The following is a 14,547-nucleotide window of genomic DNA, read 5'->3' as shown; positions in this document are numbered from 1 at the left end:
CCTCCGTTTATTCGTCCTTCTCTATCACTTGAATTTTATATCCATCTGGGTCTTGTACTACAATACTCTTCTCACTTTTGTTTTCTGTATATGCAATTTTATAAAACACTAACCTCTTCTTTAAGTTCTCTATGTTAGAAATTGAAAACATTAGTACATCAACCGAATCCGTAACACTCTTCTCACGCCCACCCAAACTACGATTCATTACAAAACTAACTCTCATTGAATCAGCATCATACCAAACCCCTGTTACATCTAATTGGGGTCTTTCTAAACTAGGCTTGATTCCTAAAATCCCTTCATAAAAATACAAAGTTTCCTTTAAGTTTTTCACTTCCAATACAATGAATTGTTTCACATTCTCCACATTCATTCCCCCCGTACCTATTACTTTTTTATATGTGTCATAAAGGCCTATTATGTCTGAATACAATACGTAGTAATGAACATTTAAGGAGGTTTATCCATGAATAAATATATGCGATCATTCGTGCCCTATCATAGTCCTCTCGATCCTTGTCCTCCTATTGGAAAGAAATATTATTCTACTCCTCCTAATTTATTTTTAGGTTTTCAACCGCCAAACTTACCACAATTCACACCAAAAGAAGCGCTACAAAAAGGGACTTTATGGCCAGTTTTTTATGACTATTATGAAAATCCTTATAAAAAAGGGCGGTGACTACTGACGTGACTCAATCGCTACCAGAAGAATATTATCAGCTGTTACTGGAGCTTCAAGAACTAGACTTTGTACTAGTTGAACTAACTCTTTATTTAGATACACATCCAGATGACACCGCTGCTATTAATCAATTTAATGATTTCTCCTATAAACGAAGAGTATTAAAACAAAAGATGGAAGAAAAATACGGACCACTCCAACAGTTTGGGAACAGTTATTCTAATGCCCCTTGGGAATGGAGTAAAGGTCCTTGGCCATGGCAAATATAAAGGAGAGAAACTATGTGGATTTATGAAAAAAAATTACAATACCCTGTTAAAGTAGGAACTTGTAATCCAGCACTTGCAAAATTATTAATTGAGCAATACGGTGGTGCAGATGGAGAATTAGCTGCTGCACTACGTTACTTAAATCAGCGTTATACAATCCCAGATAAAGTCATTGGCCTCCTTACCGATATTGGTACAGAAGAATTTGCGCATCTTGAAATGATTGCTACGATGGTTTATAAGCTGACAAAAGATGCGACTCCTGAACAGATGAAGGCAGCTGGTCTCGATCCTCATTACGTCGATCATGACAGCGCACTTCATTACCATAACGCAGCTGGTGTTCCATTTACTGCAACCTATATACAAGCTAAAGGTGATCCAATTGCCGACCTATACGAAGATATTGCGGCTGAAGAAAAAGCGCGTGCCACATATCAATGGCTTATCAACCAATCTGACGATCCCGACATAAATGACAGCTTACGCTTTTTACGCGAACGAGAAATTGTCCATTCACAACGCTTCCGAGAAGCCGTTGAAATTTTAAAAGAAGAACGCGATAGAAAAATATATTTTTAATACACATATCCTAACGATATGTGTTTTTTTACGTTAAAAGTTAAATCCTCCCTATTAAACATACAAATAGTATATTTATTCGATTTAATGCATTATTTTTTAATTTTTTCAAAATTCCCTATTGCTTTCTAGTCATCAGACCTTTAAAATAATAACAGTTACTCGACAAATTATTTGAATTTTCGACAAAAATACTCATTAGGAGGATTTTCTTTATATGCGTACAACTTTGAAACCAGCGCAAATACTTTCGATTAGTTTATTACTATTCGCAGTTTTCTTCGGTGCTGGTAATATGATTTTCCCGCCCCTTCTTGGTCTTTCTTCCGGAGAAAATATGTGGGTTTCCATTACAGGGTTTATTATTACAGACGTCGGTTTATCTTTACTTGCTATCGTTGCTGTTGCCCTTGCTGGTGGTAGTTTTAACACTTTAGCGAGCCGTGTTCATCCAAAATTCGCAGCAGTATTCGCTATCATTATTTATCTTTCAATCGGCCCACTATTTGTTATTCCACGAACTGGATCTGTATCTTATGAAATTGGGATTGCACCACTTTTCCCAGATCAATGGTATTCTATGTTAGTTTTTAGTGCGATTTTCTTTACAGTCGTTTACTTCTTATCATTAAATCCATCCAAGCTAGTAGATCATATCGGTAAAATATTAACGCCAATTTTACTTGTAATTATTGCAATTATGGCAACAAAAGCGATTCTTTCACCAGGAACGTTTGCAGAGCCTATCGGTGACTATAAAGACATCCCGTTTTTCAAAGGATTTCTTGAAGGATTTTTAACGTTAGATGCAATTGGCGCTCTCGTACTATCAACAATTGTTGTAAATGCAATTCGTCAAAACGGTATACAAGAGAAGAAATCTATCGCGAAATATACAATCATTTGCGGAAGTATCGCTGCTCTATTCTTAACAATTGTTTACTTCTTACTCGGTTATATCGGAGCTTCAAACGGAAACTTGGGACAATTCGAGAACGGTGGTCAACTATTAGCAACTGTTATGTACCAATTCTTTGGGACAAGCGGTAATGTTTTATTAAGTATCGCCATTATCTTCGCTTGTTTAACAACAGCAATTGGTGTTGTAAGTGCATTTGCAAACTATTTCGCAACAGTATTAACAAATGTTTCTTACAAAAAGCTCGTACTATACGTTTGTATCTTTAGTTTCGTTATTTCAAACTTAGGATTAAGCTTATTAATTAAAATCACACTACCTGTATTAATTATTTTGTACCCAATTACAATCATTTTAATTTTCGTATCATTTATCGATAAATATACGAAACGTAAACCTTCTGTCTACATCGGAGCAATGATCGCAGCATTCATTATTAGCTGTATTCATGCACTTGATAATGTGGGAATGATACCAAGTTTTATCGCTAATATCGTACACACGATTCCTTTTTATAACTTAGGAATCGGCTGGATCGTTCCAGCAATAATTGGTGGTATAATCGGATACTTTATTCCGCAAACAGAAGCTGAAGGCGAAGTTTCTACAAAATAAAGAAAAGAAGCAAGCATGAAATACATGCTTGCTTCTTTTTATTTTCACATCGTATGCTTAAAAGTAAATAACTCTTCTTTCGACTGCACAACAGATTGTTCCTCTTCTACAACATCCTTCTTTAGCTCTCCTCCTAACCTTACTTTCATCATCGCCTCTTCGATACTTTTTACAATCATATTTCCTGAAAAAATAGTAAGTCCAAAAAATGTAATCGGAACGAGAGGAATCCACGGATTCACTGTTAATGACCTAAAGTATACTCCAATTAAACCTGACCATTCATGCGTATAAGATTCCACCTCTTTTATAGGTCCACCAAACATTACAGTCCCACCAAAGAACACTTCAAGTAATCCTAAGTGCAGTAAAATAGTAAGAGTCTGCGTAAACTGCTGAAGAAATACGAGTATAAACGGCATATAGAGATGCGGAAAAATATGTTTTATAACAATATGTCTTCTCGATCCACCTAATATGCGCGCGGCATCAACAAATTCTTCCGTTCGCAATTTACGAACTTCCTTCGCAACATACAGTGCAATAACTGGCATTACAAGCAGTACAAGTAATACCACTTGAAACGAAGCCCTTTCAAAAAAGGTTGTTGTCTCCTCTCCGCTTCCAAATGCATTTGCAGATTGAAGAAAAAAATACGCAATCATAACTGTCGGAATAACTGTAAAACTATCAAAGAAAGCCTCAATTTTTGAAAATCCTCTTTTTATATACGTTCCGAGTACGACACCGAAAAACACACCTATTACCATTCTAAGTGCCGCAATTAAAATAGATATACCAATCGTCCACTTCGCGCCCTCAATGACTAAATGTAACAGGTCATACCCTTTCCGGTCTGTCCCGAGTAAAAATTGTAATGAAGGTGGAAACGGTGGCACTTGTGGATTTTCATCCGCATCATATTGCAATGTAACTTGTCTAATATGTCCATCATTCCATAACGTATTTCCGATGCTCAAAAGAACTAATAGGAGAAGAAACCCAATGCTTATCCAAAATCTTTTATCACGTTTTATATACGTCCACATATTATAATCTCTCCTTCATCGCAGCCGGAATGAGATAATGAAACAATTTAAATAAAATAAAAATCGGAATATATATAAGAAGCACACTAACGATGAAAACCTCAACTCTAATACCAAAATACGATTTCAAAAACATAAAAATACCACCCGTATTAAAAATCCATTCTATAATATATAAATTAGATAACATAAAAAAGATATTCGTTTTCGCAAAGAATAATGTACTAAGCAACACATTTCGTAAAATATGACGATTTAAAATATGAAAGCGCCCCAGCCCTTTCGCCTTAGCAAATAGTACATAATCTTTTTCTAGTTCATTTTCAAAACGAAGCACGACCATTTTTACAAACATAATCGTAGTCGGGATGCTCAAACAAAGTATCGGCAATCCTCTAATCGACTCCCCTCCAATTGAAGCAATTTGAAAAGGTAAAAAACCTGTTTGTTTAAAAAACCATATAACTAAAATTTGTGATACTAAAATAAGAAGGATATCTGGAATAGATTCTAGGAAGATAAGAAATGATTTAATTCGATGTTGTATACGCGGTGAACTACTCATAATTACATAAACAATACAAAATGCTACAAATAATGAAATAAAAAAAGCAGCTAAAAAAATAATAATCGTTTCTTTATAATGGACGAACAGCTGCGGAAATAAAAATTTACCTTTCACATATTGCAAATTGGAAATATCCATTAAGTTCACAAACACTTCTTTTAAACTCTGTATGTACTTTGATACATCCAGCTTAAATCCATAAAACAATTTCGGCAGAGCCCCTAACATAATAATCCCCAAAATCGAAATAATAAATTGAATTGTCACTTCCATCCCATTCAGAAAAACTTTTTTGACCACGTTTTCCCTTCTCTCTCTTTATATTTTACTCTCTAATTTTATTCTTAATTTTCTGAATTGCAAATATTCAAACATAAAAAATCACTAGGTTATGATCCTAGTGATTCTTTATGCGCATGCCTTTCTCTTTTTGCAAACGCCATATACAAAATAAAACACCCAATAAGTGCTGCGAGTTCTAATGAAATAATATAGTAAGGATGCGGTCCTAACATATCGAGTAGTGAAGCTGTTTCTGGCTTATGAGCTAAAAACATATAATTACCGCCTGTTTTATAATTCACAAACGAAACAAGCGGGATCAATATGTTTAAAAATATCATCGTACGCTTAATAGATTGCAAGGTCGGTCTATAGCCTTCCACCCAAGTCATAAAGAGTGGTGCCCAAATGAGCAATATATGCGCGATAAAATATTCAATGAAACGAAAATGCGGAAAAGCATACTGCAAGTTTGGCGTTAAAATAGCTTGTGATGCACCAATAATTCCCGTGAAAAATACAATCTCATATATGCGGTAACTTTTCGTTACGATCATAATCGACGCTAATAATAAACTAATCGTACATAATTCAAACGGTAATGAAGTAGCTAGCTCAAAAATCCCCGCTTTCCACTCCCACATATGAAGCCCAATTTCACTACCCATAAATAAAAATGCAATTGCATATCGAACCGTTATATTCCACTCACTTTGACGTAATACATCTTGGTATTGATACAGAAAAAATATCCCCACCAACATAATAAATAATATAAGGGCATGTTGCCTTGAGTATGGAATAAATGGTTTTAATGGGTGTGCGCTAAAATAAGCTTCCATCTTCCTTCCTCCTTTCCTCCATACAATATTATTGTAAGAAAGAAACGACGAGTCAATTCATTTGCTTACACTAGGACAACCTCTACCTTACATTTACATATTCATACCTTACAAAACTGTAAGGTTATTGTAAGCTAAAACGATTTGTCAGATTCTTCACCTCTTCTATACTTAATGTAGATACTAAAACGAACGAAAAGGTGATAAATAGATGAAAAAGAAAAATAAAGTGTTAATTACTAGTGTAGTAGCAATCGGAATTGCAGCTGGATCATACTTTGCATTTGCTGGAGGCGGTTCAGAAGTAGCAATGGCATATAGCGGATATAAAGTAACTGAAAAACAAATCCAAAACGCGCAAAAATTTGGTGGCGAAGTTATTCCAAACGGAATTGAAACTATTTCATTCGATCCAACAAAAGGAACATATGAATTAGCTGTAAAAAAAGGCGATGAAGTGAAAAAAGGTCAGCTTCTATTTAAATACAATGACCCGACTGCTAAACAAGGTGTAACAGAAGCAGAAATGCAAAAGAAAATCGCACAAAAAGAAGTAACGTTGTTCCAAAAACAACTTGATGCAGCGAAACAAAAGTTACAAAAAGATAAAAATGCAGGCCTTCCCGCTGAAGCATTAAAAGCATCAGAAGCTGAAGTTGGGCAATTAGAATCACAACTTGAAATGAAAAAGTTTGATGTTGAAAAATTTGATGAAATGATTAAAACAGCAAAAGAGAAAGTAAACAATCTTTCTGTAACAAGTCCTGCTGATGGCGTAATTGATGATATCGTGAAAACTGCTGACGAAAAAACAGGTATGAGCGGCGTTACTCTTCGTCACGCTGGTCAATTTAAGGTAAAAGGTCAACTTTCTGAATATGAGCTTGCTAGTATGAAAGTTGGGCAAGAAGTAACTGTTTCATCAAAAACTGTCGCTGGTAAGACTTGGACAGGAAAAGTAACAGAAATCGGTTCTACACCATTAAAGAGCATGGATGAAAATAAAACTGTTTCTAACTATCAATTCACTGTCACATTAGATAATAGTGACGAATTACAAAACGGCTTCCACGTTTACGTAACAAGTAAATCTGGCGAAGCAACTGGTACAATTGTTCCGAAAAGCAGTATCGTGAAAAAAGGTGACAAAAATGTTGTCTTCGTTGTAAAAGACGGTAAGGCGAAAGAACAAGCAGTTACTGTTGAATTCGAGACTGATAGCGAAGCAAAAGTTTCTGGAGTGAAAAAAGGAGAGGAAATTATCTCTAAACCTGAAAAAGACTTAAAAGATGGTATGGAGGTTGTCGCCCAGTGATTAACTTAAAAGGCATCACGAAATCCTTCCAAAATGGTGCAGAGTCCGTTCAAATATTACACGGAATTGACGTAACATTGAACCAAGGAGAATTCACTTCAATTATGGGACCTTCTGGTTCTGGTAAATCAACATTAATGAACATTATCGGTTGCTTAGATAAACCGACGACAGGTACGTACGAACTAGCCGGTCAAAATATTTCAAACATGTCTGAAACAGAACTTGCACACGTACGTAATAAAGAGATTGGATTCGTATTCCAAAACTTCATGTTATTACCGAGACTTACAGCGCTTCAAAATGTAGAACTACCTCTTATTTACGCTGGAGTCGATAAAAAAGAAAGACGCGAGCGCTCATTAGCTGCTTTAACAAAAGTCGGTTTAGCTGATCGCGCTACTCACTTACCAAACGAATTATCAGGTGGACAAAAGCAGCGTGTCGCCGTTGCACGTGCAATCGTAAATAACCCAAAATTCATTTTAGCCGATGAACCGACGGGAGCACTTGATACGAAAACAAGCACACAAATTATGGACCTCTTTTACGAATTAAATAAACAAGGCTCAACAATCATTATGATTACCCATGACCGTGAAATCGGGGAAGCTGCAGCACGTCAAATTGTAATTCGTGACGGAAATATCGTCCAAGATTGGAGAGGTTAATTTTGAATACGAGTGAAAATATACGCATGGCCCTTTCCTCTATCTTTGCTCATAAAATGCGTTCTATCTTAACGATGTTAGGTATTATTATCGGTATTAGTGCCATTATTACTATCATTTCAATGGGTGATGGTACAAACGCAAAGTTTAAAAAAGAATTAGGCCAAGGAAAAGATAACGAAGTAACGATTTACTACAACAATCCTGATTACGGAACAGATAGTGCCAAAATCACACCTGATATGCTAAACCGTCTGCAAACTGTACCAGGCGTTAAAGATGTGTATCCAGACGTAAGTATGAAAGTAAAAGCATCTGCTGGTTCAAAAGATGTAAATCTTGATTTAAAAGGTGGAACAGGCGCCTTTATGACAGATTCGAAAATAAAATTAGTTCACGGTCGTGAATTAAATGACAGTGAACTAAATCAAGCAATCCCTGCTGTTATATTAAATGAAGAAGCTTTCAACAAATTATTTAGTAGTGGTTGGGAATCAAATCAATACACAGATATAAAAGGAAAGCCGTATAAAATAGTTGGTGTATACGAAACGAAAAATGACTTTGGAATGCCTATGCCTGAAGGTTATACATCACTTGAAAATGCGCCTGTCATTTCAGGAGTAAATGAGTATGACTCTGTAAGATTAACAATGACCTCTCCGACAGAACGTAAAAGTGTAGAAAAACAAGCTGTTTCTGTCTTAAACGAAATGAAAGCTCCTAAATTTGAGCACAAATTCGAAGCACAAGATTTAGGTGAATTTACGAAACAACTAGACGAATCAATTGGTATGATGAAAATGGTATTCGGTGGTATTGCCGCTATCTCCTTACTTGTTGGTGGTATCGGTGTAATGAACATCATGCTCGTATCTGTAACAGAACGTACACGTGAGATTGGTATTCGTAAAGCACTTGGTGCAACACGTGGTAAAGTATTAACACAATTCTTAATCGAATCTTGTATATTAACAGGACTTGGTGGTTTCATCGGATTCATGCTCGGTATTTTCTTCGCTTGGATCGTCTCAATCTTTGCTGGATGGCCACTCGTTGTCTCAAAAGAACTTGGACTTCTTGCAGTAGGTATCTCAATGTTAATCGGTATTATATTCGGTTTACTGCCAGCTAACAAAGCTGCCAAACTGGATCCAATTGAATGTTTACGATATGAATAAACAAAAACGTAGGAGTTTACACTCCTGCGTTTTTTATTTATCTACTAAATTGAGTTTCTTCTATTATATATGTTTCACGTTACAACTATCATTCTAATACTCTTCATTATTTATAGGTACTAAGGCTATTATCTAATTCTATTATTGCAAAAATACTATGTAACAGACAAAAATCAAGGCGTAATTTTTTCCATACTTCGACTGATTTTGTAACAATTATATCGATATTTTATTAAATTTCACCTCATTTATATATTTTCACGCCTAAAAAGATTATCGTTTCATAACTAAATTTCCATTCAAACAGTAAAATAAGCTATTTTTGTAACACTATAGATATCATCAAGAAATATTACTGTAACATTATTAATGTTACAGTAATTGAAATACTACTCATTTTATGTTTCATATGCCCTAATACGCCAAAAAACAACAAGGAAGCGCTATCAGGATATTTATGGAATTGTTACAGAATATTAATGCCCCATTACGAAAGCTTTGTAATTTTATGTTTTTCGCAAATAAGAAAATAATGGTTGCTATAATGAGGTCAACGAAAACAAATGCAATGGAGGCTATTATGAAAAAATTTATGGGTATAGCAACAGCAGCGGTTTTTGGTCTTGGGATTTTCACAACATCTGCTAAAGCAGAAACAATCGTAACGACTGACGTACTAAACGTACGAGAAAACCCAACTACTGAATCAAAAGTTGTAGGAAAATTATTAGATGGATATAAAGTAAATGTTTTACATACAGAAAATGGTTGGTCAAAAGTTCAATTGAATAGCGGTAAAGAAGCTTTCATAAGCGCTGACTATACAAAAGACACTTACTACGTAACAGCAAACGTATTAAACGTACGTGCTGGGGCAAACACAGACTCAGAGATTCTTGGTAAGTTGAAAAAAGATGATGTAATTGAAACAACACACCAAGTACAAAATGATTGGATTCAATTTGAATATAACGGAAAAACAGCTTATGTTCATGTTCCTTACTTAACAGGTAAAGCACCAGTTAAAGTTCAACCAGTAGCTAAAGTTGAAAAAACGACTACAGTTCAAGATACAGCTAAAGTTCGTGAAGCAGCTAAAGCTCAGGAAGTAGCTGAAACTCAAGCAAAAGCTAAAGCAGTGGAAGCAACTAAAGCTCGCGAAGCAGCTGAAGCTCAAGCAGAAGTTAAAGCTCAAGAAGCGGCTAAAGCTCGTGAAGCAGCTAAGGCTCAAGAAGCAGCTAAAGCTCAGGCAGATGCTGAAGCTCAAGCAGAAGTTAAAGCTCAAGAGGCAGCTAAAGCTCAAGCAGATGCTGAAGCTCAAGCAGCGGCTAAGGCTCAAGAAGCAGCTAAAGCTCGTGAAGCAGCTAAAGCTCAAGAGGCAGCTGAAGCTCGTGAAGCAGCTAAGGCTCAAGAAGCAGCTGAAGCTCGTGAAGCGGCTAAGGCTCAAGAAGCGGCTAAAGCTAAAAAACCAGCTACACAACAACCTGTTGCAAAAGAAACTGAAACAAGTGCACCATCATCTTCTCGTGAGTTACGTGTTGTAGCAACAGCTTACACAGCAGATCCACTTGAAAATGGTTATAAAGCAGGCGACCAAGTAAAATCAGCTTTAGGCCACAACTTAACAGCTAATCCAAACATGAAACTAATTGCAGTTGATCCAAGTGTCATTCCATTAGGTTCAAAAGTATGGGTTGAAGGTTACGGAGTAGCAATCGCTGGTGATACTGGTGGAGCTATTAAAGGTAATAAAATCGACGTTTTAATGCCAGATAAAGGTTCATCAAGTAGCTGGGGACGTAAAACAGTTACAGTTAAAGTATTAAACTAGTTATAAAAAAGAGCCAGTCTCATCGTTGAGACTGGCTCTTTTTTTACTCTATTAAACTACTGAAAAATAACATAGTAAATGAAATTATATCAACGATTTTTCAAATATATCTATCGTAACCTACAATATATCAACGATTTTTCGAATATATCTATCGTAACTTATAATATATCAACGATTCGACAAGAGATATCGATTTACCGACAAATTTTGACGTTAAAAGTACTTTAATATTAAAAAGGCGGTCCAAAATTTGGAACGCCCCCTATCTTCCCTATTCCACACAAGTAAATTGCGTCCAAGCTCCTACATAATCTAGTAAGAATAACTCCTCTTCCGCAATTGTACCGACGATATTTTTCCGTTCATCTATCGGCATTTCTTTCAGAATGATTTGCAGTTCACCTTTATACTTACCAAATGAATTGTTTCCAATTACAACTTGCCCTCTTTCCTGCAGCACACTTTCACGCACTGGGAAGTCATAGTCTTTGTACTTTTTACGTACTTCTGTAGAACGTACCATATACTCTGTTATGTCGCCGCGCCTTACGTGTAATTCTTGCAGCGTAGCTCTCTTCTCTACTTCAGTCGCTTCGTCTACAAAGTGCACTTTTAGCTGTAACATGTAGCGATTTAAGTTTCCTAGTTTCTCTAACTCTTCCTCACTCGCATAAGCATTTCCGATAATGACATCATCAATTAACCCTGTTGCCCATAAATGCTTCGCTTGTACTTCAATTGGTAAATTACGATGCTCTTCTAATGTACATAATCCATCGTTAATATCCCATGGACCGATGTTTGCGACATGTGATGTAATAAAGGCTGCACTGCGAATACCATGCTTTTTAAAGCGTTCACTGCAGCGAATGAAATAATCGTATGGAAGACCAGTGAATTTTTGCGGATAAAAATTATGGCAACCAATTAAAGCTGATTTATTCGCTTGATGCGAAAGAATATTTTCTAAGTACGCAATATCGTTACTTACATTTAACTCAATTTTTAAACCGTACGGATTATTCGTCATTTTCGCTTCAGCTAACCCGTCGAAGCCTACATCTAAACGAATACCGTCTGCGCCTAACTCCGCGAAGAATGATAAATCGCTATAACTAATACCAAGCTGATCAAACACAGCCGGAGCTACATCTAAAATAACTTCCATATTGTTATCTTTTGCGTGATTGATAATCTCTTTAAATTCAGCTACAATTTCTTCTTTCGGACGATTCACAGATAACAAACAAGTAAATATTCTTGAAAAACCGTGTCGTGCCGCTGCGGAAATATAAGCCATATCTTTTTCTTTCGTTGAATGTTCTGGATAAAGTGAAATTCCTAATTTACGCTCCATGCTTTTGCATCTCCTTCACACGTTGTATTAATGCCATGCTCGTAAATCTATATTTTGCAGATAAACACGTTGCACATACAATTGTCGGTACAATAATTACGTACGGTGATTGCAATCCTAACATTACATATGCACCCATTGAACAACCGATAAATAAAACTGATACTAGTAGTAACACTAATAAAGATTTACTTTGTACCCATTTCGAATAATGGGCAATACACTGTCCGACCACGAATGTAATTAAGATGATAATTGCTCCGAGCATTCTGTTTTCTCCTCTCCTGCTAATTGTTGTTTCTCATACATTTTGAAGAATGGATAGTAAATAACGAACGAGATAACAAAGTTAACAAGTACAAGTACACCAGCCATAATTGTCCAGTCCGTACTAATCACCGCTGCAATTGGTGCTAACATCGTAAATGGCAGTTTCGCCATCATAAGTGGAATCATACCTGAAACAACTGCGAAATATGATACTGTCGTTGTCACTAACGGTGTAATAACGAACGGAATAATTAAGATTGGGTTCATTACAATTGGTGCACCGAAAATAATTGGTTCGTTAATATTGAATAAACCTGGTACGAATGATAATCTACCTAACTCTTTTAGGAACTTAGATTTAGAGAACATAAACATAATTACTAAAGCTAACGTTGAACCTGATCCGCCAATCCATACGAACCATTGAATGAATTGCTCTGTAAATAAGTTTGGTAACTGATGTGCATTTCCTGTAGCCGTGAATACTTCCATATTTTCAAGAATTGCTGAATCCCACATCGGACGAATAATTGGTCCTAAAATCGCTGGTCCATGTATACCGAATGACCAGAAAAACACGATTAAGAATACTGTTAATAAACCACCGAATAAATTATTTCCTACTAATACTGATTTTAATGGTGCGATTAAATATGTGATCGTTGTATTCACATCAAATTTCAAACCGTAGCGAATACCCCAGAATAAAAGAATAACTGCTAGCGTTGGAATTAATGCTGCAAACGAATTTGAAACTGCGGGTGGTACACTATCTGGTAATTTAATCGAGATATTATGCTTAATCATAAAATGATAAATTTCTACTGCAATTAATGCTGTAACAATTGCGCCAAATAAAGACGTTGCACTTAATGTTCCTACTGAAATATATCTACCTGCATCAATAACACCTGGTACCGCTTTCGTAATTTGAATTGGTTCCACTGATGCTAGTAAAAAGGCGAGTACAGATAATAACCCTGCACTTAACTGATTGAGCTGATAAAAGTTCGCGAGCGAAGCCCCTACACCAAACGCCGCGTATAATGCCATTAGTCCTACTGTAAATCGGAATGGAATATCTAAAATATGGCGAAACGGTGCAATCCATTCCATATATGCATCAATTGGTAAATTTAAAAAGATAACGAAAAATGATCCGACGATCGTTAACGGCAATGTAGAAATAACCCCGTTTCGAATTGCTAATAAATGTCGTTGTCCTGCAATCTTTTGCGTTGTTGGCATAATCTTTTGTTCCATAAAACTCATAAACCCATTCATCAATAGCCCTCCTCTTTCTCTCTACTATAAAAGAATGAAATAAACTTTATAACATTATAATGTTTATATTTAAAAAGATATAATTATGCTAAAACTAATTGTTCTGCTTGCTTAAGCACCTTCAAACCATCACACATGCCATAATCTCGTTGGTCTATAATCGCAACTGGTATATTGTATGAATTTGCAAGAAACTCTACAGTTGGAAATAAGTATTTCACCTGTGGGCCAATTAAAACGACATCGGCTTCCTTAATTTCAAGCTTCACTAGTTCTGAATCAACCGCCTTAATTTTATAATTCTTCCCCTGTTTTTTTGCCTCTTCTTGCATTTTTCTTACGACCATACTCGTTGACATACCTGCTGCACAACATAATAAAATGTACATCTTATACGGTCACTTTCTCTTCTACTCGTTTATGAAGAGCAATAAATTCTTCAGCCAGTTCTTTCACTGTAATTGCATTCATTAAATGATCTTGTGCGTGCACTAACAGTAAACTGATTTCTGCATGATTTCCTCTTGCCTCTTCTTGAATTAAATCCGTTTGAATACGATGCGCTGCTGAAATTTCCTCACTAGCAAGTTTCATCTTTTCACCGGCATTCCCGAAATCTCCTTGTCTTGCAAAAGCAATTGCTTCAAGCGCCGCACTTCTCGCATTGCCACCATGTAAAATTAACGCAAATGGAGTTTGCATATCAGACATTTTAAATTCCCCCAAGCTATATGTTTTCTATATTTTCATCTTATTATGAAAACGCATACAATTAAACATAAAAAACTTCCGTTATGTAACGGAAGTTTTTATATACTTTT

The 14,547-nt window shown here is 35.9% G+C and carries 17 protein-coding genes; 8 read left to right on the top strand and 9 right to left on the bottom strand.

Translation table 11 applies throughout. The features are described 5' to 3' along the window. Nucleotides 1–7 precede the first annotated feature (7 nt). Nucleotides 8–436, bottom strand: a complete 429-nt coding sequence (locus tag MR168_RS05305) for a VOC family protein (protein WP_162837398.1) — start codon at nt 434–436, stop codon at nt 8–10. A 33-nt stretch (nt 437–469) separates the two neighbouring features. On the opposite strand from MR168_RS05305, the gene MR168_RS05300 reads away from it, so the two are divergent. The 4 genes from MR168_RS05300 (at nt 470) to brnQ2 (ending at nt 3,073) form a co-directional block, all read left to right on the top strand. Continuing rightward, nucleotides 470–685, top strand: a complete 216-nt coding sequence (locus MR168_RS05300; protein ID WP_001046257.1) for a spore coat associated protein CotJA — start codon at nt 470–472, stop codon at nt 683–685. An 8-nt stretch (nt 686–693) separates the two neighbouring features. After that, a complete protein-coding gene (locus tag MR168_RS05295) occupies nt 694–957 on the top strand; it encodes a spore coat protein CotJB (RefSeq protein WP_000194492.1) in 264 nt (87 codons plus the stop codon). Between the two features lie 12 nt (nt 958–969). Beyond that, on the top strand, nt 970–1,539 hold the full coding sequence (gene cotJC / locus MR168_RS05290) for a spore coat protein CotJC (RefSeq protein ID WP_000265278.1): 570 nt from the start codon (nt 970–972) through the stop codon (nt 1,537–1,539). Between the two features lie 217 nt (nt 1,540–1,756). Further along, a complete protein-coding gene (brnQ2, locus tag MR168_RS05285; RefSeq protein WP_059304120.1) occupies nt 1,757–3,073 on the top strand; it encodes a branched-chain amino acid transport system II carrier protein BrnQ2 in 1,317 nt (438 codons plus the stop codon). Between the two features lie 44 nt (nt 3,074–3,117). Here brnQ2 and MR168_RS05280 read toward each other — a convergent pair whose 3' ends face one another. The 3 genes from MR168_RS05280 to MR168_RS05270 form a co-directional block, all read right to left on the bottom strand. Beyond that, nucleotides 3,118–4,122: an ABC transporter permease gene (locus MR168_RS05280; protein WP_074619029.1), complete on the bottom strand. Its 1,005-nt coding sequence runs from the start codon at nt 4,120–4,122 to the stop codon at nt 3,118–3,120. A gap of 1 nt (nt 4,123) precedes the next feature. After that, a complete protein-coding gene (locus tag MR168_RS05275) occupies nt 4,124–4,990 on the bottom strand; it encodes an ABC transporter permease subunit (protein WP_000239670.1) in 867 nt (288 codons plus the stop codon). Between the two features lie 89 nt (nt 4,991–5,079). After that, complete coding sequence (locus MR168_RS05270; protein WP_086411487.1) at nt 5,080–5,814, bottom strand: YwaF family protein; 735 nt, start codon at nt 5,812–5,814, stop codon at nt 5,080–5,082. Between the two features lie 211 nt (nt 5,815–6,025). Between MR168_RS05270 and MR168_RS05265 the strand changes: the two genes are divergently transcribed. The 4 genes from MR168_RS05265 (at nt 6,026) to entC (ending at nt 10,812) form a co-directional block, all read left to right on the top strand. Then, nucleotides 6,026–7,129, top strand: coding sequence for an efflux RND transporter periplasmic adaptor subunit (locus MR168_RS05265; protein ID WP_000728834.1), 1,104 nt, complete (start codon nt 6,026–6,028; stop codon nt 7,127–7,129). Then, on the top strand, nt 7,126–7,800 hold the full coding sequence (locus tag MR168_RS05260; protein ID WP_000609100.1) for an ABC transporter ATP-binding protein: 675 nt from the start codon (nt 7,126–7,128) through the stop codon (nt 7,798–7,800). The genes MR168_RS05265 and MR168_RS05260 overlap by 4 nt, the downstream gene beginning before the upstream one ends. A gap of 26 nt (nt 7,801–7,826) precedes the next feature. Further along, a complete protein-coding gene (locus MR168_RS05255; protein WP_001986269.1) occupies nt 7,827–8,981 on the top strand; it encodes an ABC transporter permease in 1,155 nt (384 codons plus the stop codon). Between the two features lie 457 nt (nt 8,982–9,438). Beyond that, nucleotides 9,439–10,812, top strand: a complete 1,374-nt coding sequence (gene entC / locus MR168_RS05250; protein WP_140159337.1) for a cell wall-binding protein EntC — start codon at nt 9,439–9,441, stop codon at nt 10,810–10,812. A gap of 274 nt (nt 10,813–11,086) precedes the next feature. Here entC and MR168_RS05245 read toward each other — a convergent pair whose 3' ends face one another. The 5 genes from MR168_RS05245 to MR168_RS05225 form a co-directional block, all read right to left on the bottom strand. Further along, nucleotides 11,087–12,172, bottom strand: a complete 1,086-nt coding sequence (locus MR168_RS05245) for a DUF871 domain-containing protein (RefSeq protein ID WP_086411488.1) — start codon at nt 12,170–12,172, stop codon at nt 11,087–11,089. Continuing rightward, the gene (locus MR168_RS05240) at nt 12,162–12,440 is read right to left on the bottom strand and encodes a hypothetical protein (RefSeq protein WP_000900049.1); all 279 of its coding nucleotides are present in this window, start codon (nt 12,438–12,440) and stop codon (nt 12,162–12,164) included. Before MR168_RS05240 ends, MR168_RS05245 begins: the two co-directional genes overlap by 11 nt. Beyond that, on the bottom strand, nt 12,416–13,726 hold the full coding sequence (locus tag MR168_RS05235; protein ID WP_001013053.1) for a PTS sugar transporter subunit IIC: 1,311 nt from the start codon (nt 13,724–13,726) through the stop codon (nt 12,416–12,418). The genes MR168_RS05240 and MR168_RS05235 overlap by 25 nt, the downstream gene beginning before the upstream one ends. A gap of 83 nt (nt 13,727–13,809) precedes the next feature. Then, nucleotides 13,810–14,115 carry a PTS sugar transporter subunit IIB gene (locus tag MR168_RS05230; RefSeq protein ID WP_086411489.1) on the bottom strand — a complete coding sequence of 102 codons (306 nt, stop codon included), beginning with the start codon at nt 14,113–14,115 and terminating at the stop codon, nt 13,810–13,812. Nucleotide 14,116: 1 nt separating this feature from the next. Next, nucleotides 14,117–14,437, bottom strand: a complete 321-nt coding sequence (locus MR168_RS05225) for a PTS lactose/cellobiose transporter subunit IIA (RefSeq protein ID WP_001282173.1) — start codon at nt 14,435–14,437, stop codon at nt 14,117–14,119. Nucleotides 14,438–14,547 lie beyond the last annotated feature (110 nt).

The sequence above is a fragment of the Bacillus cereus group sp. BfR-BA-01356 genome, from assembly GCF_022663635.1.
Lineage (GTDB): Bacteria > Bacillota > Bacilli > Bacillales > Bacillaceae_G > Bacillus_A > Bacillus_A cereus.
The sequence above is the reverse complement of the archived record's forward strand: the minus strand, read 5'-3'. Positions and strand labels throughout refer to the sequence as shown.

Coding starts and splice junctions, on each gene's coding strand:
- cotJC (WP_000265278.1), top strand. CDS start 970: ATGTGGATTTATGAAAAAAAATTACAATACCCTGTTAAAGTAGGAACT.
- MR168_RS05230 (WP_086411489.1), bottom strand. CDS start 14,115: ATGTACATTTTATTATGTTGTGCAGCAGGTATGTCAACGAGTATGGTC.
- MR168_RS05240 (WP_000900049.1), bottom strand. CDS start 12,440: ATGCTCGGAGCAATTATCATCTTAATTACATTCGTGGTCGGACAGTGT.
- MR168_RS05270 (WP_086411487.1), bottom strand. CDS start 5,814: ATGGAAGCTTATTTTAGCGCACACCCATTAAAACCATTTATTCCATAC.
- MR168_RS05265 (WP_000728834.1), top strand. CDS start 6,026: ATGAAAAAGAAAAATAAAGTGTTAATTACTAGTGTAGTAGCAATCGGA.
- MR168_RS05300 (WP_001046257.1), top strand. CDS start 470: ATGAATAAATATATGCGATCATTCGTGCCCTATCATAGTCCTCTCGAT.
- brnQ2 (WP_059304120.1), top strand. CDS start 1,757: ATGCGTACAACTTTGAAACCAGCGCAAATACTTTCGATTAGTTTATTA.
- MR168_RS05225 (WP_001282173.1), bottom strand. CDS start 14,437: ATGTCTGATATGCAAACTCCATTTGCGTTAATTTTACATGGTGGCAAT.
- entC (WP_140159337.1), top strand. CDS start 9,439: ATGGAATTGTTACAGAATATTAATGCCCCATTACGAAAGCTTTGTAAT.
- MR168_RS05280 (WP_074619029.1), bottom strand. CDS start 4,122: ATGTGGACGTATATAAAACGTGATAAAAGATTTTGGATAAGCATTGGG.
- MR168_RS05235 (WP_001013053.1), bottom strand. CDS start 13,726: ATGAATGGGTTTATGAGTTTTATGGAACAAAAGATTATGCCAACAACG.
- MR168_RS05245 (WP_086411488.1), bottom strand. CDS start 12,172: ATGGAGCGTAAATTAGGAATTTCACTTTATCCAGAACATTCAACGAAA.
- MR168_RS05255 (WP_001986269.1), top strand. CDS start 7,827: ATGGCCCTTTCCTCTATCTTTGCTCATAAAATGCGTTCTATCTTAACG.